The sequence below is a fragment of the Paenibacillus zeisoli genome, assembly GCF_003994465.1.
GTDB lineage: Bacteria > Bacillota > Bacilli > Paenibacillales > Paenibacillaceae > Fontibacillus > Fontibacillus zeisoli.
Genome location: NZ_RZNX01000001.1, coordinates 95,417 through 117,692, shown reverse-complemented (window position 1 = coordinate 117,692; position 22,276 = coordinate 95,417). Strand labels below are relative to the sequence as shown.

Sequence of the window (22,276 nt, the reverse complement as noted above, 5' to 3'; positions counted from 1 at the left end):
ACCACTTTTCATACAACACAAAGAACACCGAGCAGGCTTTAAGCCCCCGGTGTTCTTTGTGATTCTCCCTTCTCAGCCCTTAGTTCCAGCCGTGATGTTCATTCCTTCAATAAAGTATCTTTGGAAGAAGAAGAACAGCAGCACTACCGGCAGCAGCACGATAACCGAACCGGCCATCAAATAATGCCACTGAGTTGACTCCGTGCCTTTGAAGGATTGAAGTCCTATCTGCAGATTGAAGAGAGATTCTGAATTAATATAGATCAGCGGCCCGGTAAAATCATTCCACGCGCCCTGGAAGGTCATGATCGCTACTGTGGCAATGACCGGCAGGGACAGTGGAAGCATGAGCTGCCACCAGATTCGATAATGGCTTGCGCCATCCACCTTCCCGGCCTCAATTAACTCGTTCGGGATGGTCATGAAGAATTGACGAATCAAGAAAATCTGGAAGGCACTACCGAAGAACCCTGGCACAGTCAGCGGGTAGTACGTATTGATCCATGCTAATTTCGAGAATAGAATATACTGCGGAATCAAGGTTACAAAGCTTGGAATCATCATCGTTCCAAGCATTACCGAGAAGAGCAGTTTTTTGCCAGGAAATCTGATCTTGGCGAATCCATAAGCTACGAACGTATTCGAGAGCACATGGGAGAACACCCCAACGCCCGCCAGAAACAGAGTATTCAGGGTATATCTCCCGAAGTTCCCCTTCTCCCAGGCATGCTGGTAATTCTCAAAGTGTATCACCTTGGGGAACAGGGTTGGCGGATACGACATGATCTCCTGCATAGACTTCAATGATGTAGAGAGCATCCAGAACAGTGGAGTCAGCAGAAGCAGGCCTAGGGCGATCATTATAGCGTATAATAAAACCGCTCCCCATTTGCTCCTCACCTTTCTCTGAGGGGTACTCAGCTTCTTCAGGCGAGCTTGCTCCTGTGCAGCCAAGAGACTCATCAGCGTTCCCCCCCTTCATAGTGAACCCAGAATTTGGACAGAGTCAGGTTAATCAGGGTGAGGACAAGCACGATTAGGAACAGGAACCACGCCATGGCCATCGCATAGCCCATATCGAACACTTTAAAGGCTTTTAGGAACATATGCAGATTATAAAATAGAAGTGAGTTCATTGGCGCTCCCGGGTCGTTATTATATCCCATTACGTACCCTTCCTGGAAGATTTGGAACCCTCCAATCATCCCTGTCACGATCTCGAAAAAGATGACCGGGGTAATCATGGGAAGAGTAACATGCCAGAACTTGCGTAACTTTCCTGCCCCGTCCAGCTCAGCCGCTTCATACAACTGCTGGGGAACGGATTGCAGGCTGGCCAAATACAGCAGCATCATCCCGCCAGCTCCCCAGATCTTCATCAGGATGACGGCATTCTTGGTCCAAGCCGGATCGGTTAACCAGGCCGGGCCGTCGATGCCTACCCAGCTCAGCATAAGATTGACAAGCCCCGCACTCGGCGAGAGAAGCATCATCCACAGTACATACACGCCAACCCCTGACAAGATTGAGGGCAAGTAGAATACAGTACGGAACAAGCGAATGCCTGCCACTTTCCGGTTCAGAATCACAGCAAGCAGTAACCCCCCTGCTGTCTGAAGAGGGACACTGATCACTACGAAATAAAGGGTATTTCTCAGTGACTTCCAGAATAGAGGGTCGTGATTGAACATCGTGTCATAGTTCTGCATCCCGATCCAGTCCATCCTGGATGTAATATCGTAATTCGTGAAGCTTGCGTACAGGGAGAACAACAGAGGACCCGCCGTGAATAGCAGAAATCCAACAATCCAGGGGCTGGCAAAAACGTAACCCTGCCAAGCTTCCCTGCGTCTGAGAGAGCTGCCCTGTGAACTTGCCGCGGTTCGGGCCATGATCCTACCTTCTTTCTATATGCTTAGCTTATTTATTGTTCGAAATTAACTTTTCCACATCGGCTTGTGCCTGGTTAAGGCCATCTTGGACTGATTTCTCTCCAAGCATAATCGCGTCCCGCTGAGGATTAATCAAATTGATATAGTCTGGCGCAAATAACGGGTTCGGCGTCATCTTGGTGACAGCCAAATTATCAACGGATGCTTTGTACACCGGATTCTTTTGCAGCTCTGGATTGTTAGAAGCTTCCTTGTTGGCTACATTGTCAAAGTTCTTCTGCGCCCAATAGGTCTGCGCCTGAACATCGGTCATATATTTCAGGAATTCAAAGGCTTCATCTGGATGCTTAGATCCGTAAGGAATCTCAATAACGAAGCCGCCACCAACACTGTAATGCCCTGAGTCCGGTTTGTTCTCAGGAAGTGGTGCGACACCAAAGTTGAGATTCTGACCATAGTCACGGATCTGCGTGTAGAAGTTCGTTACGTCTGTCCAGATTGAGACTTTTCCTGCAATGAACGGATTGGCCTGCTTGCTGCCAAAGTCAGCTTTGAAGGCATCAATATTGCTTTGTCCGAGGCGCTTAGCATTATCCAGAATGTACTGCATAGCTTCTGCCTTGGCAGGGGCATTAACGACAGGCTTTCCGTTCTCATCGAAGAAATTGCGGCCTTGATCGAAATTAAGCTGAAGCAGATTCCAGTCCGAGTTGAACTGCGGCGAGTACCCGATATGGGTGTACTTGTCTCCATCCTTCTTGTCCAGCTTGGCGGCAACCTTGTCCAGTTCCTCCCACGTTGTAGGGAATTTCTCGGGATCAAGACCTGCTGCCTTGAAATCATCTTTGTTATAGAACATCATTCGGGTATCGGTATTGAAAGGCAGTGCGTACGGTTCTCCCTGATACAGTACCGTGTTCCAGAGTTCCGGGAAGAACCGGTCCTTCACTTTACTTTGCTCGACGTATTTGGATAAGTTGATTGCCTGCTTTTTGCTGGCACGCTGCTGAACCGTATTAATATCGTTCATCATGATGTCTGGCGGATTACCGGCACTTACTGCAGCAAGCTCCTTCGTAAAAATATCAGAAAAAGGATAATAGCTGTGTTTCACAATGATTTTATCCTGTGACTTATTGAAATCATCGACCAACTTCTCAACAATCGGTCTGCGTGTCTCAGAGCCCCACCATGTCCAGTAGTTCAGCACCACTTTGCCATCTTCCGATTTGCCATTCGTCTCGTTCGTAGAGGCTGTGCCCGCAGGTCCTCCTGAGGTTCCGCCTGAACAAGCAGTTAAAACTGAGAAAGAACAAAGAATAGCTAGAATGATAGCCCAAGATTTGCGATTTTTTCCAAACTTCATCATGTATATCCCCCTAGATAGTATTCAGCTGTATACACTACTTAACCAAGCAAGCTCGAATTGCATCAGATTATGTATTTTCCAATAATTGTAGAGCCGCTTTTATTCATTTCCAGGCAGCAAATTCCGATGTAAACCAATGCAAAGCTTTTTAAACAGCGAATTACTTCTAGGAGATGAAATTTTGAAGCCCGAAACCAGGATTTATATTGATGCCGTCCTGCAAAATATGAAAAATATTTTGTTTTTTATGTTCCTTCCCATTCTAATTGCGAGACTTGGAGCTTCACCGCTCGAAATCACACTGTCCACTTCGCTCCCGCCGCTGATGTCTGCGATCTCGGTTGTGTTCGTGACGCGGCTGCTGCCCTGCAACTTCAAGGTCTATTATTCGGCTGGGATTCTGCGGCAAATGGCTTTCCTGTGCATCGCATTTGCCGTTCTGCTGCCGCATTCGATTGCCTGGATTCTGGTCTTCTGGTCGATTAACTGCATCGTGGTCATGATTCTGAACGTGCAGCAGCACTCCCTGATCAAGCACAATGTGGCTGAATCGAACATGTCGACCTTGTTCGGTAACATCCGAATCATCGCCATTCTGGTGACCATCGTATGCTCCTACAGTGCCAGTACGCTGCTGGACCGGTATGATACGATTTTTCCATATAACTATTTCATCTGCATGATCATCGGAGCGGTATGCACGTTCACTGGAATGAACCTGATGGCCCGTCTGGCGCCAAAAGAATCGAAGAAGATTAAGCTTCAATGGAAACCACCGCTCCGAAGATTAAGTCCGTTCCTGATTATGGTTGGCTTCATGTCACTGGGCGGCGCTCTTCCAGGCTCCCTATGGGTCATCTACCATGTAAATGTGCTGCATTTCAGCAATATGCAGATTGCACTGTTCTCCATCTGTTCAGGCGTCGTATCTGCTATTTGCATTCCACTTGGCCGCCGCTGGATCAAGCGTTTCGGATATCGGAACACGCTGCTCACCGGGTATGCCCTGCTGATGTGTACGGTCAGCTTATACGGTCTTTCCCATACTTACGCGGTGCTGCTGGGTCTTCAAATTGTACGTGACCTAATTGGCAGCTTCACAGGGATCGCCCAGGAGACGCTCTCCATTGAGGAATCGAGAAAGCATGAGGACGAGGCCGGTTTCTTCTCGGATGTGGCCTTGCTTACGAATGTCGGCGGTGCCCTCGGTCCGTTTGCAGGCATGCTGATGCTGCAATTGTTCAACATTCAGACCTGCTTCGTTCTCCTTGGCGTAATCGCACTCGTTCCAGCGGCCTGGTTCGTCTTCCGGATGAATGAGAAAAGTCAACCGAAACCGGGACAAATCGAAATGGTCCCACTAGTTAAATAGGGGCTTGCATCAGAGAAATATCGATCTTTTGACCTTCCGTCAGGGACGAAAAATGTCGTATATTTCCTTAAAGTCCTATGCTATTATGGACACATATAAATTAATTTGATAGGGGAATTGAGAGAATGTCAGGAGAGCAGCAGAGTTCCAGCTTATCAACAATAAGAAAGGAGGATGTACGCAAGAAGAACGATCTGATCTTTAAAGCGCTGGCCGTGACTGTGGTACTTGCAGAAGTTACGTATTTTACCGTTCACCAGAGTATGAATATCAAGATTCTAATGTCAATTCTGGATCTCGTTGTACTGGCGGTCATTGGTATCCTGCATTTCGGCAGAAAATGGGAACATGCCATACCTTATGTAGCCATTGGCGGTATTATGGCAATTTTCACAGTATCCACAATTTATATGCCCAGCATCTCGAATCTGTTCCAGGGATTCTTCATATTAGCCGTAGCGCTAATTTATATGGACAACAAGGTACTGATTACAGGCTCAATCGCCGGAGCATTTATTCTATGGTTAAACATGTACAAGAATGGCGTTACAATTGGACTTAACAAAGATAGCATGATTGGACTCTGGTTCTATTATTTAATTGTGGTCGTGATCTTGGTTGCTTTCCAGAAGGTTGCAAACCGGATGATTACAAATCTGGCTGAGACTCAGATGAGAACAGAAACGTTGATGAACCAGCTAGGCGAACATGAGAAGTCGCTTCGGGAGAATGTCAGAACAATCTCTGAGAATATGGAGCTGATCTCCCAGGGAAGCAGTGAGAACGCAATTTCCTTTGGTGAAATGAGTAACGCCTTTCATGAAATTACGAAAGGGGTCGTCTCCGAATCTGAAGTTCTGGTAACGATTTCGGAATCGGTGAAGAGCAGTAACTCCCAGCTTGAAGGTATGTTCCAATCGTTAGGTCAGCTCCGTGCGGGAATTCAGGATGCGGCAGACTCTTCCGAGCGGGGAGATGCGACGGTAGATGAGATGTACCTTATGATTAAGGATTTCAGCGGTCAAATTCAAGCGGTAAGCGATCAGGTGAATGACCTCGCTGCCCAGATCAAAGGCTCATCCGAGCTGATTGTTACCCTGCAGGACATTGCTTCACAGACTAATCTTTTGTCATTGAATGCAAGTATTGAAGCAGCCAGAGCTGGTGAGAGCGGTCAAGGATTTGCTGTCGTAGCATCCGAAATCCGCAAGCTGGCCGATTCATCTGCACGTGCTGCGGATGAGATCTCCAGCAACCTGCTGGCTGTTATTGACCAGTCCGGTCAGACCCAAGTTAATATGAATACGATCTCCGATCAGATGAAGGATTGCCTGGCAATGACGCTGGAGACCCGGGATGTGTTTGCTGAGATTAACAATTCAGTCAAAGAGATTAATGAGCGAACAGCTCATTATGACAAATCCATTACGACCATACAGTCCTCCTCCCGATCGATCGAGGAATCCTCGGAGCATCTGGCTTCGGTTAGCCAACAGACTTCCGCGACGCTGGAAGAGCTATCGGCTACCATTGAATCCTTAGTCAATCAGAACAGCATTGTGCTTGAACGAATCAAGCATAACGAGACAGCAATGAACAACCTGGTTCAGACGAAGGAAGCAATGTAGTAGTAAGGTTAGAGACATTAAATAGGACAACTCAAATAAGCAGCGGCAGCCCCCGGACTGAAATATTAGTCCACGGGGACTGCCGCTGTTTTGCATCATGGTAGATTTCAGACAGACGATTAGACTACAATTCTCTGCCGGTCTTTCGTCAGCATGCCTATTAGCTCCTGCAGCGAGCTAGGGATGAAGCTATCTCTTCGGGTAACAAAAAATGTTGACGAGTGGCTGTACTTCTCGGGAATCGGGTGCATACGGACGAGACTGGCTTCTGCCGTGCGGCTGATGACCGACTTAGGCAGAAGAGAAATGCCCAGCCCTGCAGTGACCCCACCAATAATAGCCTCCAGAGTGCCAAACTCCATTACATTAAACGCGAAGATTCCACGCGATCGCAGCCATTCCTCCAACAGTTCACGATAAGAGCAGCCCGAGCTGAACACCAAGATCGGCTTGGTCAAAGCCTCATCCAAGGTCTGAATGCCGTGTTCTGAGACGATTAGCCGTTCTTCCTCAAAGACAGGTATCGCATGAACGTCAGAGGTTTGGTCATGCAGGGCTACGAAGGCTCCGTCCAGCTCGTAGTGAAGTACCTTCTCAATAAGTTCCTGGGACAAACCCGTGGTCAGAGACAGAGCGACATCAGGGAACTTCTTGTGGTAATCTGCCAAGAGTCCCGGCAGCCGAACTGCCGCGGTCGTCTGCAGCGAACCGAGCCTCAGTGGACCACTCGGTTCTGAAGACACAGTCATTGCCCGGGAAGCTTCTTCCAGCAACGAGACGACTCGTTCCGCATACTTTAGCAGATTCTCTCCACTCGAAGTCGTCTTCATCCCCCGGTTGTGACGGTGAAAAAGTACAGTCTGCAATTCAGCCTCGAGCTGCTGGATTCTGGCCGTCACATTCGACTGCACATAGCCCAGCCGGGCAGCGGCCTTGGTGATTGAGCCCTCCCGGGCAACAGCTAAAAACACACGAAGATCGGTACTTTCCATCTGCTCCTCCCCTTCTGATATCATCCTAAGTGATGTCTTGATTCAATTATAATCATTTTACATGAAACCAATCAGAAATTACAATGGCTGTACTACCATTCAGAAGGAGGGAATTGGAATGAGCAATCAGAAATATTACGCACTGATCCTATTTACAACTTTTTTGATGGGCGTGGCGTTTCCTGCAGGGAAAATCGGAATGGCTTATATCGCTCCATTCTTGCTCATGGGAATTAGATTTGTCTTGGCCGGAGGGATTCTAGCTGGCTGGACCCTAATGAGGAGGCTGCCTCAACCGCAGAACCTCTCAGGTTGGTTGAAGGCAGCTGTCATTGGCTTGTTTCAGTCCGTTGGAGTCATGGGTTGCGCCTATTACAGCATGCACTGGATTACATCGGGCGAGTCGGCAATCATTACGAGTTCAAGCCCGCTGATCGTGGTTCTGTTTGGAACGCTTTTTTCAGGCACGCGATATCGCCCGCTCCAATGGCTGGGTGTTCTGCTCGGATTCGCCGGAATAGCCTTCAGCTTTGGATTTCATATCGGTCTTCAGCCAGGCACATGGATTGGACTTCTCGGAGCCCTTTGCTTCGCGGTGGCTACACTGCTAATCAAACATTGGGGCGGTCAATTCCATATGACGGTTCTTGCCGCTTATCAGATGCTGTTCGGAGGAATTATCCTTCTTCTGCTAAGCCTTCTGACGGAGCATGCCTATTTGTATATAAACGCAACTTCTGTAGTAGTTGCATTGTGGCTTGCTATTATGTGCTCCATCGTACAATTTTCCATCTGGTTCTACCTGCTGGATCAAGGAGAGCCCGGCCGAACAAGCTCTTTTCTATTTCTCGCGCCTATATTCGGTGTACTCAGCAGCTGGGTGCTCTTGGGAGAGAATATTGCCTGGGAAGCGGTGGCTGGATGCGTGTTGGTGTGTCTTGGTATTTATTTGGTTAATCGGGGCAATTCACCTAGAAGATTGCCTAATAAACGGCATGGATTGGGTGACCGAAAATGTACAACTCTCTCTTCATGACTTCCATGCTTACGTCGATTAACCATCTTTAACCGAAATAATCAGTCTGCAAAAGAATATTTCTGATGGGAGCTCCTAGACTTATATATAGTTCTCCGCATTGTCTGTAACGATTAGTTCTCTAAACAAAAAGGGCTCCCCGGCGGGTGCCCTTTTTTGATGTAATATCAAAGCACTCTTTGCGTGCCCTTTATCATTTTAAGCTGCCGTATTACTAATTACCTTCACAAACCCGTTATATAATGCCGAGCTCATCAGGCGATCAATGGAATCCAATGCATGCTCGTTAAATAAATACCATTGGTGTTCAGAGCCGTCATACACCAAAACTTTCGGGTATTGCATTACAGTATCATCTTCACCTCGAAATGAGGCAGGAAGTAAAGTATAGATATCGAACTGTTTCAAGCTATTCCCTTTGTTATCTAAAAAGTCATACTGTGCAGTTTTATAATACAACCCTGGTACATCCAGTTTAAGACTCCACGAGTAATTCGCAGGGGCATCGACCTTGGCTCCAAGGTTATTTACAAACATGTTGTAAATCCCCCTGTTATAGGCATTCCCCTGGATATGCTGTATGACGCCTCCCATAGCCATGTGATACTCTTCCTGCAACACCTTCACTTGCCGGCCATCTATAATCAATGGATCGGTATCAACAGTTACACCGGACTTGCTGTAATTGACCTTGCAGCCAAAGGTCTCCGCAATAAAACGAAGCGGAACGTAAATGCGATTATTTTTGACATACGTCTTAACATCCAGCTTCACGGTTGCCCCATTCTTCACAGCCGTACCGCTGTTCGGCTGCAAAGTCACTCTCATACCATCTGCAGTTAAAGTCACTTGAGACTTCGAATATTCGACCTCCGCTCCCAGACTCTCACCAATAACACGCAAAGGCACCATGATTCGATTGTCCCTCACTTCGGGCCTCACTTCAGACACGACAGGAACAGTGTCAATCCTGATTGTCTGGTCTGCAGCATATGCAGACGGTGAAGCGAAAATAGTTAAGATGAGAATAACTAATGAAATCCATTTCTTCACTTATGAATCACTCCTTAACACAACCCGCGGATAGCGGTTTATTGTTGCTTTAGGTTCAGCAAATTAGCGGGAAAGACCACATCCATCAGTTAAATTCAGCTTACTTCTCGGATAGTCAGTTCACTTCAATAGCAAATACCTCTGAGGCATTTTAAATCCTCATTTCCTGAACTATATACAATGTTAAAACGCTAGAAGTTCCTGAAAAGTTATTTAGCTGATTTGGCCGGCAATTTTCTTAAACAAACCACTCACCCTGCGCCACTTTCACGACCCTTCCACCTACACAAACGTTGATGATTCCATGATCATCACTCGCTCTTAAGAACAATAAAGAAGGTCTCTCCATTTCGTATCCTTGTTCTACACGAATGTTAATTTTATTGTTGTCAAAATAACGGTATTTGACTAGGTAAGCAGCTAAACAACCATTCGAACTCCCTGTAGCCGGATCTTCGGGAATACCGTAATATTCTGCAAAATCCCGCACGTTCAGGTCATTTACAGAATGATACGTTTCTGGAGCAAAGACCATAATGGCTTTTGCCTCAGTCTGATTAATTAAATCGAAATATTTCGCACTATTCAGTTTCACTTTCCTGACAGCTTCCAGCGATTTCAGAGGAACAATGATATCAGGCAGCCCCGTTGAAACCTCTTGAATAGGAAATCTGGAATCTATGTCTTCTTTGGCTACATTAAGTACATCCAGAACATGATGGGCATCCAGAATCCGGCCAAAAATGGGTTCATTGTGGGTCATCCACAGCACCCCTTCTTGAGGGTTGAAGGTAACGGGAATCTGGCCGCCTTTAAAATTCAAGATAACTTTCTCCACAGATTCCGTCAGAATCTCACTCTGTATAACATAAGCCGTTCCTAAAGCCGGATGACCAGCAAAAGGAATCTCTTCCTTAGGTGTAAAAATACGCACGTCATAGTAGTTGTTCGTTATTGACTCAGACACAATAAATGTTGTTTCGGAATAGTTAATTTCCTTTGCTATTTGCTGCATTTCGGCATCAGATAGATTACCCGCATTTCTGAAAACTGCGAGTGGATTTCCAGTATATTTCCCTTCCGAGAACACATCAACTATTGAATAATTAAGCATTTTGGGCTCCATTAGTCCTCCTTGTAGGCTATTCTAATTACCTGGCCTATCTCTATTTAATATAAATAAATTACCATCCTATTTGATTCAGATGAAATGATATAGGTTAGATACTAAACAGACATCATACTAACATCAAGGAGCTGATCATCATGTTTAAAGTAAAAACAATGTTCATGACCGTACTAATCGTATCGAGTCTGGGGGCAACTTCTGCCTTTGCTGAAACATCGGATACAAGTACAACTTCTGATACTAGCGCAAATACTACCCAAACTCAATCGACCAATAATGATGACGATCACGGTAACTGGGGCTTGCTTGGACTGCTTGGTCTAGCCGGATTGGCGGGGCTGAAACGACGCGATCGCGATGATCATGTAACACGCACTACTACAGATAGACATTAATAACCTTTGAGAGATAAACACCTTTCACTTAATACATGAATAAGAGGGAACTGCACAACGGCAGTTCCCTCTTATATTGTCATCAACATAGTCACAACTCAGACTAGTGAACCAACTATACAACTAAATGCCCTTTCTCCTCCGCAATCCCGATCATCGCTTCAATGCCAGAGTTGAACTCCAAATAGTCACTTTCAATTCCGTCACTGAAGATTACTCCGTCCTCAGGCATCTGAGATATGATTCTCAGAGGTTCATGCCGCTCAATTCTACCAAAGACTAGCTCGGTTGTAGTAGTTCTGCTTGGAAATGGTTCTCTTACTGTAAAATAAAGATTAGAAGAATTCCACATGGCTCGTGATTGCGGACCATTTCCCCCCTGCCTGTCAGTCTCAGTAGATTTGGGGTTAGCATTATGAATATCCCCCGGGGAGAGCGTAAGCGGCTGCTGAAGGACACTCCCTACAATCCCGGCCGCTCCGGCGAGTACGCTCTTGAACCAGCCCGTCGAACCAAGTCCAGTAGAGATAATGACCCCGCTTGAAGACTGCTGTTCCATCATTTGACCCATCTTGAGCTGATAACGTGCAGAGACATGTGTCCTGCGTCCCACGAACAGATCGTTCACACCATAGAGACATTGCCCATCATTTAACTGCGCCTTGGCGAGCGTCACTTCCTGAATCTGTCTGCGGTGGTGAATCACATCCTGAACAATGAGTCTAATATCTTTTACGGTAAAAGGAAGCAGCACCCCGTCCCATCTTCCAGGGTCAGGGTTCACACCGATCAAGGGCTGACCGGCCGCATACTTCAGCGTATTGGCGACCAATCCGTCCTGACCCAGCACTACGATAATGTCCTCCTGGCCGAAAATAAAATTTGGCACATGCTCCCGTTCGAGTGTCTGGACCCTGCCGATTGCAGTCAGTTCGCTAACCGCTGTATTAAGGGCTTCCCGGTAGACTTTATCCTCCTGTACATATTCACCAAAATCAGCACCTAATCTCTCGATATAGAATTCTGCCTGCTGAACGGTATTGTAGCGGACGACCAATTCCTCCAGCCGGGTTCTCCGCTTGATTAGAATAATCTTTCGTTCCGTTAATGGGCTGTTCACCTTGTCCCCGCTCCTCTGCCTCCCTGGTTAACGGTACCGGGTTCCGTCATCAGACCTTGAAGAAGGTCGGGAGTAATATTTAGCTGACCAATTTTACCGGCATTCTCAGCAAGCTCCTGAAAAGCTATCGCAATCAGCTTATCCGGCTTCATATCCATGTTTGTAAGCGACTGAAGTACATTTGGCTCTACGTCTTGAAGCGACTTCATTACCACAGCAAGCTCATAAGCTTTGGCATCCGCTTCAGCTTTCTTGTTCGCTACGGTAAGGCCGATCAATTCCTGCTTCTTCTCTTCGAGCTCAGTATCAAATTTCAGCTGTTCTTCTTTCATTTCGTTCTGCTTCTGCTTCATCGACCGCTCGGCGTCCAGCTGAGTCTCCCGAATCTGTCTCTTCTTCGTCTCGACCGCAATTTCTGTATTCAGCTCATTCTCTTTGACCCTGCGTTCCTGCTCGATCGAAGCATTTCTGCGTTCATACAAAGCTTCATCCGCACTCCGCAGTATTTCTTCCCGGGCATGAGCTTCGAGCGCTCGAATCGTCTCCCGGTTCGGCAGGATGGCGAGGATCGACAGCCCCATCAGCTCGATACCCAGCTTCTCAATTTCTTCGTGTGTTCGAATCTCCCGTGTTACGTTCTGAGCCAGTCGCTCACTTGCTTGGATGGCTTCCTTAAGAGGCATATGCTCCAGGTGTTTCTTGGTCTGCACTTTGGCAATATTGATCACCCGCTGGGCCAGCTTGGCCGGATCGTCCGAAATGTAATTATTCTTGCGCAGATTATAGGTGTAATTAAGAATCTGCGTGATTTTTTTATAGTCCATGATCCGGTAAGTCAGCTGGCCTTGAACCGTTACAGTCTGATAGTCATTGGTTATCTCTTCAAACATAAAGGGCACATCAATCGAGGATACAGGAACAACAACGACCGAGGTAGTGGGAGCATAATAGTAAAATGACAGCCCGACACCTTCCCGGACAATTTTGCCACCCTGAACCTTCATCACATATTCACTAGGTTGAAACTTCACAAATTTGAATCCAAACATGATAACTACCTCACTTTCTCATTAATCTTAGTAACAATTTGTTAATAACAAAATAATAACACGAACTTTTGATATTATCAATATGTTACTAACATATTTTATGAAAAATATTTCTCTCTCTCCTGATCCAGAAAGTTACCTTGCTATAAGTTAGTCCGTCGTACACAAAGAAACCCGCTCTCCTCAGAGCGGGTTCGACAAATTCATTCAGTTAATTGATGACTGGAAAGCGCTGAATTCTGACCATATTTTAATCAAGGGATCTCATGTCGGGCGGTATTCTTCTCGCCACACCTGTGCGCATGGCCGCCTCGATGACAGCCCGGCGGACGTTTTTGACAACCTTCTCATTGAATATACTGGGTATAATATACTGCTCATTGAGCTCGGAAGAGGAGACTACAGCTGCAATCGCATGAGCTGCCGCAAGCTTGATCTGTTCATTAATGACTTTAGCCCGGCAGTCCAGAACGCCGCGGAACAGTCCCGGGAAGACGAGTACATTGTTAATCTGATTCGGGTAATCACTTCGCCCGGTAGCAAATACATTCACGAGCGGAAGCGCCACCTCCGGGTCAATCTCCGGCTCGGGATTCGCCATGGCGAAGACAATCCGGTCTGGTGCCATAAGCTGGACGTCTTCGGCTCCAAGGACATTGCCCCTGGATACGCCGATGAATACGTCGGCTCCAGCAATTACTTCATGAAGACTCCCTGGCTTGTCCTCTAATTGCGGCTGCGACGCCAGCCACTGCCACATCGGGTGGGTATAAGTGCCGCCGCGGATAATAGCCCCCTCCCTATCGACAGGAGTGAGATGCTGAACTCCTGAGGCCAACAGCATTTTGCAGATCGATACCCCGGCTGCTCCAATGCCATTAACCACGACCCGGATATTCTCCATTGATTTGCCGGTCACCTTAAGCGCGTTAATGAGGCCAGCGACAACCACGATAGCTGTCCCATGCTGATCATCGTGAAAAATCGGAATATCCAGTTCTCCAGCCAGCCGATCTTCAATCTCGAAGCAGCGGGGAGAACTGATATCTTCCAGATTAATGCCTCCAAAGATCGGGCTGATCGCCTTAATCGTCCGTATAATTTCTTCCGTATCCTTCGTATCCAGACAGATCGGGAAGGCATCCACCTCCGCAAGCTGCTTGAACAGCATAGCCTTGCCTTCCATTACCGGAGCTGCCGCGTGAGGGCCAATGTCTCCAAGTCCAAGGACTGCGGTACCGTCTGTCACTACAGCTACAGTATTTCTTTTGATCGTAAGCGAATAGGCCTTATCTATATTCTCATGTATGGCCATAGAGACACGGGCTACGCCCGGTGTATAGACCCGGGAGAGATCGTCCCGGTTACGAATGGGCATACTGGGCTGAATCGAGATTTTCCCGCCAAGATGGGCCAGAAATGTACGGTCAGACACGTTGATGATGTGGATGCCCGGCATTGCCCGAAGCGAATCCACGACCAGCTTCTCCCGTTCATCCGCCACCTGAACCGTAATATCCCGAACTGAGTTGTCAGAACCCGGTCTGATTACATCGATGGATACAATGTCTCCACCTGCATCACTTACCGCTGAGGCTACCTGACCGAAAGTTACAAGCGTGTGGTTGAGTTCCAATCGCAGAATGATACTGTTAAAAGCCATAAATTCTGCCCCCTTCCCTATCCTTGATATGAAAGCGCTTCACACTTATGATATCCTCTTCTCCCGAAACTCACAAGGATCTGCAGAGCATATTTAGATGGTCATCAATCATGAATTCGATCCGTTCCACATCCAGCCTGCCTGGCTGCATGATCTGGTGAATGGCTAGTCCGTCAATCAGGGCATACAGCTTCTCCGTCTCGATCTCAGGCTCAAGACCAGGGCTTCCCAGCCTTCGTTCTACTAAAGTCTCAATGACGAATTTGGATGCCCGGTACAAGGCATTATGCATTTCATTGCTTAGAACCCGAAGCTCGGGGTGAATTAATGCTTTTGCGTTAAAAGACAACCATACCTCCATTTCCATCGTTCTCTCCTCATCGAGGGGCAGGAACTGCAGGATAAGATGCTTCAATTCCTGTAAAATGGGTCCTCTAAAGGTCATCCGCTCAATACGCTTCTCAATCCGCTCACGAAAAATATTCATGCAGAACGCAAAGAGCTCGGCCTGAGTGGAGAAATAGTGTCTCATGGACCCTGCAGACAATCCTGCTTCCTGTGCAATATTGCGAACGCTCGCTTGTTCAAATCCAGACTTACGAATAACCCGAATTGCCGCTTCGGCAACCCGCTGTCTTTGCTTATCATGATCTACGATTTTTGGCATAGGTCCATTATAAGTTTTTGTTTTATTTAATACAACGTGTTATATTCTTTTTAATACAATGTACTATAAAGGAGATGGCTTATTTATGTCGAATCATTTGAGTCATGCCGAAGCACCTTCCATCCACAGAAAATTTGCCCGAAGATTCCGCCCGGGTAGAGCTTTCCTTATTCTGTTCTCAGCTCTGCTTCTGCTGATCAGCTCCGGCTTTGGGTATGAATGGTATGCTTCAAGACAAGCGGAGTCGGATTATCCTCCACCAGGTAAGTTGGTAGATGCGGGAGGATACAAGCTTCATATCAACAAAATCGGCAGCGGCTCTCCAACCATTCTTCTTGAAGCTGCGTCAGGAGAGACCAGCCTATCCTGGAAGGACATTCCGAAGGAGCTCGCTGACACGGCTACAGTGGTCACCTATGACCGTGGAGGATTTGCCTGGAGTGAGAAGGCAACCACACCAAGAACCGGACCCAATATCGTTCGGGAACTCCATACAGCGCTGAAGAACGAAGGTATTCAAGGTCCTTATATCCTTGTCGGTCATTCGCTGGGAGGGATGTACTCCAGACTGTTCGCCCAGACCTATAGGAATGAGGTCGCCGGACTTGTACTTATCGACGCAAAACCTGAAGATGATGATCTTAAGACAGCTCCAATCCTGGAACGGGAACATTTTCAGAAGCCCACTCCCTCTGCCTTTGTATCCAAGCTATTGAAGCAATCTGGCGTTATGCGGATTTTGCAGGACGTTCTCTTGGATGGACTAGTCCAGAAGAGTGATCGGCCTGCATTCATCAATGTGATCGCCCAGCCCAAATACTTCGACGCTGTTGAAGAAGAAGGACAATCTGTACCGATGCTGGCAGACATGGTTCGCGGTCACAACCTGGGCGCCCTTCCAATAAGAGTGGTCGCTAGGGGACTCGTTCCAAAGGAGAATGCTCAGGCCGGTCTCTCCAAAGAAGCCGGTCAGCGCATTGAAGAGATTTGGCAGGAAGGTCAAAGGGAAATGCTGAAGTTATCCACTGACAGCCGGTTGATTGTTGCGAAGAAAAGCGGTCATTATATCATTCATGATGAACCGGGACTCGTCGTTAAAGTCATTAAGGATTTGGTTAAAGAGACCCCTGAGGAAAGTTAAGTTCGAACGGAACAGAAGCCATCTCTTGTCCATTCACGATAATAGCCAATCGATGCTCTCCTGAGTAGTACTTACGGGTGGTTATCGGCTTGAACGAGTGCTTTTTCATAGTAGTGGTGAGTCCTGTGTTGTACATCTTCTCGGAAAGCTTGAAACGCTTGGGGGATAACTTCCCATTGCTTCTCATATAGCCGATTTCATACTCAATACGGACTTTTCTGGGCTCGTCCGACTGGTTCACAATTTCAAAAGAAAAGTGAAGGTCATCACCTACTGCAACTCTCTCATCCATCACATTAAGAGCCTGTACATTCAGGCTCGTACAGTCCCCTAGACCGAACAGGGCAAGCGCCTCAGGGTCTCCTTTCTTGATCATAGACCGCAGGCCGTGTCTTACAATCCAGTCTGTAAGCGGATTGTGCCCATACCACTCTTCGGCAATATCAAGGACAAGTCGCGGATGATCCCTGGATATATCATTGAGGTTATTCGCTACACTTTTGCGGACATATTCGGAAGAATCTTCTTTCAATGCATTGAGGATCGGCAGAATAGGATGAGGATCCTGCTTGAACAGAGCCAAGCTGATTCCCCAAGGCAATCGGGGTCTGCATCCTTCGGTTGCCAGCCTGCGAACGTGCTCATTCTCATGGGTGGCCCATTGTCTCATTTGCTGCATCATCCGCCCTGGGTCCTGAATAATGAAAGGCCGAACCGCAAACTCCGCGCTCGAATATACTGTGAATTGCTCCAGGGCCCGGACGGATGTATCATAATGCTCCAGCCCATTCAATTCAACGAAATCCGGGAAAAATAAATATTCAAATCCCCTGCACTGCGGTGCAATCCCGGTAAGAATATCAATAGCCTCCTCGTAGTTATGAGGAAGTGTACGCGTCAAGGTGACCGCAACATGCCGGATTCTTTGCTTAAGCTCCCGTCCCTCCCAGGCATCGTCATAGATGAGATTCAGGAAATTGTGTTCGTCGAACGCGGAATAAGCTCCTTTCACAATCGGTACAAATTGTTCAAAAAATGCTCTTGAATACTTATCCTTCATTGCCTCCATTAGGCACCGCCCCCTGTCTTTGCACTGATAATACCTGAAACGGCCTGAAGTGTCTATCCGGGCGAAATCCTATCTATCACGATCACGCAAAAAGGAGACCCACAAGCTATTAACTGGCTTCATGGATCTCCTGTAAGCTGATTATATTCTACTTGATCCGCTGAACAGCGAAAGTAAGAGACTGCGCCCGAAACTCCGTAGGCACTTCATACTTCTCTTCTTCGATAGATTGAAGAACTGTTTTCTGGTCCAGCACATTCCAATCCTGATAGACCTGCTCTAGAATTTCTATAGCTCTGGTCGATGATAAGTTAAGTTCAATTAGGGTCTTAACTTCCTTGCCTGAATCCATTTCAACCTCTTGAACATTGGTATTCATTGCAATACAGTGAATCCCGCCGAGCCGGGTCCCCTGCTTCATTCGCTCCAGGACTTGCACGAACGCTTCCTCGGAGGAGACATGCTCCAGACAGCCGCAGGCTATGATATAGTCATATTCATCACTACCGAAATTCGTATGCTCCGCATCGCCTTTCTGCGCTTCAACGATTGCGTTCACACCATACTCGGCCGCATTCTCCCGGAGCTTGTCCACCGCCTCATCCAGCAGATCAATCCCTATCACTTTGCTGTCCGATCCCTTTAATCTAAGGGCCAAAGGAATCGTATTTCGGCCAGCTCCGCTGCCAAGATCCATAATGACCAGATCCTTCTTGAGCTGCAGAAGCCGCTCCTGAAGCTCCATAACTACCGGAATGGGTTCAGACATCCAAGTTCCCGGCTCCAGAATCTCTTTCTCACTATACAACTTACTGTGATACTGTTCTTCCGCCTTGCGGGCTTCTTCGAAATTAGCCTGTTCCATATGTTCACTCCTACTCATAATATTCTTGCTTGGCTTTAGCCCCGAGGCGGAAACGGATCATTCCCGTAGCTGTTGGATTCAGAAATTTTGCCATCCAAATTGTGAATCTTGTGTTCTGTTTCTTCCTTCTTCGCTTCCTCACGGCCTCTTTCTTCGGCCTCCGCCTTGGTTTTATGATGGCTTATTTTCTCCCCATCCTGCTGATTATCCCAGCCACCTTCCGGATTCGGTGTTGTATGAATGAACTCATTGATTTTCGACATGATCTTCACTCCCTCTTCATAATTAGTCTTTATTACCCGATTAGTCGTCTTATTTCACAAATGCAAGCACATCGTCCAGCGACTGCTTCGGTGTCTGTGCAATCAGATCACCGAGTTCGTTCAGACGCGCCTCAATGGTCAGCAGATTAAAGTCCTTCGGATCCACGCCGTTCCGAACCTCGTCCCATAATAAGGGTGTCGAGACGGTCGCATGCTCCCGGGCTCTTGGCGTATAAGGCGCCGATAGACTTTTGCCTGCAGCGTGCTGTACATAATCAATATAAATCTTATTCCGTCGTTCCTTGATCATCCGTTCAATGGTGAACAGATCAGGATACTTCTCGGTTAGAAATTTGGCGAGGAATTGTCCAACCTTGCGCAGCTGGCCAAAGGTATAGCCCTTCTTCACCGGAATAATAATCTGCACCCCTGTCGCCCCGCTGGTCTTAGGAACAGACTGAATCCCCATGGAATCGAGCGCCTCACCAATTAGAGCTACCGCTTCCATGACCCTTGGCATAAGCTCTTCACTTGGATCAATATCGAGCACCCATTCGGCTGGCTCTTCTCCTCCTATATACTCAAAGGAAGGATGGAATTCAAGCGCAGCCAGATTGCCAAGCCATAATAAGGTAGCGAGTGAATCCAGATTGATATAGTCCACGCCACCACTATGGGCGGTATGAACAAAGTCCGGAAGAGGCTGCGGGGCATTTTTCTGGTAAAAGAACTTGCCGCCTACCCCGTTCGGATATCTAATCGTGGTTAAATACCGGTTCCTGCAGTAAGGAAGCAGATAGGGAGCCAGCATAATCAGCTTCTGCAAATACATCGCTTTGTGAATTCCAAGCTCAGGCCAGAGCATCTTATCTGGATGAGAAATCTCCAGCTCGTGTCCTTCCACTTCGAGAATACTTGAATTCTCTCGTGTCATAATGGAATTCCTCCTAAGTCAATCAATTTGGGATGACGAAGCAGCCCAAGTGTTGTGGTCTCTCTGCCGCTTACTCTGGCTTCCAGCGGAAGATCAAGCCATCGGACATCCGCATTTCTAATCCCCTCAGGGAGTTCAGCGAAATAATCCTCCTGACCTGCTCCGGTATGCAGAGAGCTCAGTCTAAGCTTCACCCGCTCATTAAGGCCGGAGGAGACTCGGCCGAAATAATGTCCATCTTTTCTCATAACCAGACTGGACACCCTTCCTTCCTTCCAGATCACACCAACGATCTCCACATCAAAATGAAGAAGGGTCTTCCGCTTGAACCAATCCTGATGCTCCTTGCCTTCCTTGTACTTACTCGACCGTTTCTTGCACACCAGGCCTTCCCAGCCCTGCTGAACAATCCAATTCCACAGCAGCTCGCCATCCTCAAATTCATCAGCAAGGTATAGGGGTGGTTCCCACCCTGTTGTAAGCTCCTGCAGGTGGGCTCTTCTCTCTTCATAGGTTAGTGTGCGCAGGTTCTGGTCTCCAAGCTGCAGCAGATCAAATAGGATATACTGCACGGGGTTCCGTTCTGCCGCCCTTCTTATAAGTGAAGCGTCCGATAGCTTGTCCCTCTGCTGCATAAGCTGAAAGCTGGGCTTGCCTGTAGCTCCGTCCAGGATAACCGCTTCCCCATCAAGCAGAAATGTGCCATGATACCGGGACAGGGCCTGCACCAAGTCGGGATAGCTTTTGTTCCTCAGCAGCATCTTTTTGGAGTACAATTCGACTTCTCCTTCATGCACCCAGGCAAGGATTCGGAATCCGTCCCACTTTAGCTGATAGACCCATTCCTCGCCAGTGGGGAGCTCCTCTGTAAGAATGGGTGACATGGGGGTAAAGGGACGCATCTCTTAAGATCCCGTCTTTCTACGGCGCGGCTTGGCCGCTGTCTTGGAAGCGGATGTCGCTTTGGCAGACTTGGAAGTTGAGCTGCGCGTAGATGATTTAGCTTTGGGTTTGGATGTTCGCTTGGCTGCCGGCTTGCTTGCCGCTTTAATCTCGGATTTACCCGATTCCCCTTGCTTGGCACCGGTCGCATCTTTACTCTGCTTGAGACTTGCTTTCAGCGCATCCATCAGATCAATGACATTGGTCTTCTTCTCTTCCGGAGCGTACTTCACTTCCTTGCCTTCCACCTTATCCTCAATGGCATCCATCAGTCGCTCCCGATACTCGTCTTCGTATTTCTCTGGTTCAAAAGAAGCTGCAAGCTGGTCAATCAGCATTCGGGCCATTTCCAGCTCACGCTCATCCACTTTAGTCTGCTTCGGCAAATTCGGGATTTGCTCCTTCGGACGAATCTCCTCGGCGTAATACATGGTTGACATCGACAGGACTCCATCAACGATCCGAATTGCGGCCAGACTGCTCTTCGAACGGATACTGACATTGGCGATCCCGATCTTCTTCGTATCAAGAAGGGCCTCCACCAAGAGATTATAGGCATGCTCCCCACTCTCCTCAGGAGCAAGATAGTAGGTCTTCTGATAGTAGATCGGATCAATTTCGGACAGATCGACAAAGTCCAGGATCCGGATTTCACGTGAAGTCTCAGAAGCGAGCTTCTCCAGCTCTTTTTTCTCGAAAGTGACAAAATGCCCCGGTTCGTACTCGTACCCTTTCACAATTTCATTCCAGCTAACGTTCTCTTCACATTTGGGACATGTCCGGTGATATTGAATGGGAACATTAAATTCTTTATGCAGCATTTTCATCGGAATGTCGTTGTCATGGGTTGCCGAGAACATTTTGACCGGAACATTGACGAGACCGAAGCTCACTGCACCTTTCCATACGGTTTGCATAATTAGCCCTCCCTTTGGCGATTCCCCGTTCGGGTATGATTACTTCGTATATAACCTCAAGGAATCCCCTGTTAATCAGGAAAGACTTAGGCCATGCCATAGCTTAGGTGGGTAATGGATAGAAGGTTAGTTGTGAGATATCGTAAAGGACGGGAGGGAACAGGCGTGGAAAGAGCCGTATTTCTGGATAGAGACGGAGTAATTAATGAAGTACACAGCCACCGGGTACGCTATGTGAACCATCCTGAGGATCTTCATCTTCTGCCCAATGCGGCCAAGGCAATTAGATTGCTGGGTGAAGCTAACTATAAGGTATTCATCGTGACGAACCAGGGAGGTATCGGGCTGGGTTATATGAGGCTTGAAACTCTGCTTGAAATCCATATTGAGCTGCTGCAGCGTCTAAGTCACGCCGGGGCTTATCTTGACGATATCGCTTATTGTCCTCATAAGCCACGAGCCGGATGTTCCTGCCGAAAGCCCAGACCCGGAATGATTCTGGACCTTGCTGCCAAGCATCAGGTTGACCTTAAGCATAGTTATACAATCGGGGACATGGATACGGATATAAAGGCGGGAAGGTCAGCTGGAACAAGGACCATTCGGATCCGCAGCAAGGCGGAACGCGGTGAAAGTCACACTGCATACACCGAGAAGGCTGATCATGAGTTTCCTTCTTTGTGGAAGGCTGTTCAGTGGATATTGGATGAGGAACCAGAGATCCTAAATTGACGAATCCCCAAAATGGGTATAAAATTTAAATTTGCCTTTAATAATATG

At 47.5% G+C, this 22,276-nt stretch carries 22 protein-coding genes; 6 read left to right on the top strand and 16 right to left on the bottom strand.

Going from position 1 to position 22,276, the window contains the following annotated elements; genetic code table 11:
• Positions 1 to 72: 72 nt before the first annotated feature.
• From EJP77_RS00485 to EJP77_RS00475, 3 genes are read right to left on the bottom strand one after another with little or no spacing between them, the layout of a single operon-like run.
• Entirely contained in the window at positions 73 to 963 is an 891-nt protein-coding gene (locus EJP77_RS00485) for a carbohydrate ABC transporter permease (RefSeq protein WP_127197237.1), read from the bottom strand.
• The gene (locus EJP77_RS00480; protein ID WP_127197236.1) at positions 963 to 1,892 is read right to left on the bottom strand and encodes a carbohydrate ABC transporter permease; all 930 of its coding nucleotides are present in this window, start codon (positions 1,890 to 1,892) and stop codon (positions 963 to 965) included. Before EJP77_RS00480 ends, EJP77_RS00485 begins: the two co-directional genes overlap by 1 nt.
• 28 nt (positions 1,893 to 1,920) lie before the next feature.
• Positions 1,921 to 3,261 (bottom strand): ABC transporter substrate-binding protein, encoded by a 1,341-nt coding sequence (locus EJP77_RS00475; RefSeq protein WP_127197235.1) that lies wholly within the window; start codon positions 3,259 to 3,261, stop codon positions 1,921 to 1,923.
• Positions 3,262 to 3,442: 181 nt separating this feature from the next.
• Here EJP77_RS00475 and EJP77_RS00470 point away from each other — a divergent pair, with 181 nt between their 5' ends.
• Together EJP77_RS00470 and EJP77_RS00465 are read left to right on the top strand one after the other, a co-directional pair.
• The gene (locus EJP77_RS00470) at positions 3,443 to 4,633 is read left to right on the top strand and encodes an MFS transporter (RefSeq protein ID WP_185897079.1); all 1,191 of its coding nucleotides are present in this window, start codon (positions 3,443 to 3,445) and stop codon (positions 4,631 to 4,633) included.
• Between the two features lie 125 nt (positions 4,634 to 4,758).
• Positions 4,759 to 6,261 (top strand): methyl-accepting chemotaxis protein, encoded by a 1,503-nt coding sequence (locus EJP77_RS00465; RefSeq protein WP_127197233.1) that lies wholly within the window; start codon positions 4,759 to 4,761, stop codon positions 6,259 to 6,261.
• A 119-nt stretch (positions 6,262 to 6,380) separates the two neighbouring features.
• Here the strand turns inward: EJP77_RS00465 and EJP77_RS00460 are convergent, their stop codons facing one another.
• Positions 6,381 to 7,253, bottom strand: coding sequence for a LysR family transcriptional regulator (locus tag EJP77_RS00460; protein ID WP_127197232.1), 873 nt, complete (start codon positions 7,251 to 7,253; stop codon positions 6,381 to 6,383).
• Positions 7,254 to 7,371: 118 nt separating this feature from the next.
• Here EJP77_RS00460 and EJP77_RS00455 point away from each other — a divergent pair, with 118 nt between their 5' ends.
• Positions 7,372 to 8,289, top strand: coding sequence for a DMT family transporter (locus tag EJP77_RS00455; protein WP_127197231.1), 918 nt, complete (start codon positions 7,372 to 7,374; stop codon positions 8,287 to 8,289).
• A gap of 198 nt (positions 8,290 to 8,487) precedes the next feature.
• On the opposite strand, the gene EJP77_RS00450 is transcribed toward EJP77_RS00455, so the two are convergent.
• The gene (locus EJP77_RS00450; RefSeq protein WP_127197230.1) at positions 8,488 to 9,342 is read right to left on the bottom strand and encodes a copper amine oxidase N-terminal domain-containing protein; all 855 of its coding nucleotides are present in this window, start codon (positions 9,340 to 9,342) and stop codon (positions 8,488 to 8,490) included.
• Positions 9,343 to 9,580: 238 nt separating this feature from the next.
• A complete protein-coding gene (locus EJP77_RS00445) occupies positions 9,581 to 10,468 on the bottom strand; it encodes a PhzF family phenazine biosynthesis protein (protein WP_185897077.1) in 888 nt (295 codons plus the stop codon).
• A 140-nt stretch (positions 10,469 to 10,608) separates the two neighbouring features.
• Between EJP77_RS00445 and EJP77_RS00440 the strand changes: the two genes are divergently transcribed.
• Positions 10,609 to 10,866 (top strand): WGxxGxxG family protein, encoded by a 258-nt coding sequence (locus tag EJP77_RS00440; protein ID WP_221885989.1) that lies wholly within the window; start codon positions 10,609 to 10,611, stop codon positions 10,864 to 10,866.
• A gap of 115 nt (positions 10,867 to 10,981) precedes the next feature.
• Here the strand turns inward: EJP77_RS00440 and EJP77_RS00435 are convergent, their stop codons facing one another.
• The 4 genes from EJP77_RS00435 to EJP77_RS00420 form a co-directional block, all read right to left on the bottom strand.
• The gene (locus EJP77_RS00435; RefSeq protein WP_127197229.1) at positions 10,982 to 11,986 is read right to left on the bottom strand and encodes an NAD(+)/NADH kinase; all 1,005 of its coding nucleotides are present in this window, start codon (positions 11,984 to 11,986) and stop codon (positions 10,982 to 10,984) included.
• A complete protein-coding gene (locus EJP77_RS00430) occupies positions 11,983 to 13,035 on the bottom strand; it encodes an SPFH domain-containing protein (RefSeq protein ID WP_127197228.1) in 1,053 nt (350 codons plus the stop codon). Before EJP77_RS00430 ends, EJP77_RS00435 begins: the two co-directional genes overlap by 4 nt.
• 250 nt (positions 13,036 to 13,285) lie before the next feature.
• Positions 13,286 to 14,698 (bottom strand): NAD-dependent malic enzyme, encoded by a 1,413-nt coding sequence (locus EJP77_RS00425; RefSeq protein WP_127197227.1) that lies wholly within the window; start codon positions 14,696 to 14,698, stop codon positions 13,286 to 13,288.
• Between the two features lie 70 nt (positions 14,699 to 14,768).
• On the bottom strand, positions 14,769 to 15,365 hold the full coding sequence (locus EJP77_RS00420) for a TetR/AcrR family transcriptional regulator (RefSeq protein ID WP_127197226.1): 597 nt from the start codon (positions 15,363 to 15,365) through the stop codon (positions 14,769 to 14,771).
• An 85-nt stretch (positions 15,366 to 15,450) separates the two neighbouring features.
• On the opposite strand from EJP77_RS00420, the gene EJP77_RS00415 reads away from it, so the two are divergent.
• Positions 15,451 to 16,506 carry an alpha/beta fold hydrolase gene (locus EJP77_RS00415; protein ID WP_127197225.1) on the top strand — a complete coding sequence of 352 codons (1,056 nt, stop codon included), beginning with the start codon at positions 15,451 to 15,453 and terminating at the stop codon, positions 16,504 to 16,506.
• On the opposite strand, the gene EJP77_RS00410 is transcribed toward EJP77_RS00415, so the two are convergent.
• The 6 genes from EJP77_RS00410 to ku all read right to left on the bottom strand — a co-directional run bounded on the left by EJP77_RS00410 (position 16,481) and on the right by ku (position 21,496).
• Entirely contained in the window at positions 16,481 to 17,575 is a 1,095-nt protein-coding gene (locus tag EJP77_RS00410; protein WP_127197224.1) for a DNA alkylation repair protein, read from the bottom strand. The genes EJP77_RS00415 and EJP77_RS00410 overlap by 26 nt on opposite strands.
• Before the next feature lie 148 nt (positions 17,576 to 17,723).
• Positions 17,724 to 18,440, bottom strand: coding sequence for a class I SAM-dependent methyltransferase (locus EJP77_RS00405; protein WP_185897075.1), 717 nt, complete (start codon positions 18,438 to 18,440; stop codon positions 17,724 to 17,726).
• A 35-nt stretch (positions 18,441 to 18,475) separates the two neighbouring features.
• Entirely contained in the window at positions 18,476 to 18,703 is a 228-nt protein-coding gene (locus EJP77_RS00400; RefSeq protein ID WP_127197222.1) for a DUF2188 domain-containing protein, read from the bottom strand.
• A 49-nt stretch (positions 18,704 to 18,752) separates the two neighbouring features.
• Entirely contained in the window at positions 18,753 to 19,637 is an 885-nt protein-coding gene (gene ligD / locus EJP77_RS00395) for a non-homologous end-joining DNA ligase (RefSeq protein WP_127197221.1), read from the bottom strand.
• Positions 19,634 to 20,539 (bottom strand): ATP-dependent DNA ligase, encoded by a 906-nt coding sequence (locus EJP77_RS00390; protein WP_127197220.1) that lies wholly within the window; start codon positions 20,537 to 20,539, stop codon positions 19,634 to 19,636. The genes ligD and EJP77_RS00390 overlap by 4 nt, the downstream gene beginning before the upstream one ends.
• Positions 20,540 to 20,542: 3 nt before the next feature.
• Positions 20,543 to 21,496, bottom strand: coding sequence for a non-homologous end joining protein Ku (ku, locus tag EJP77_RS00385; protein WP_127197219.1), 954 nt, complete (start codon positions 21,494 to 21,496; stop codon positions 20,543 to 20,545).
• Positions 21,497 to 21,661: 165 nt separating this feature from the next.
• Between ku and EJP77_RS00380 the strand changes: the two genes are divergently transcribed.
• Complete coding sequence (locus EJP77_RS00380) at positions 21,662 to 22,228, top strand: D-glycero-alpha-D-manno-heptose-1,7-bisphosphate 7-phosphatase (RefSeq protein ID WP_127198236.1); 567 nt, start codon at positions 21,662 to 21,664, stop codon at positions 22,226 to 22,228.
• Positions 22,229 to 22,276 lie beyond the last annotated feature (48 nt).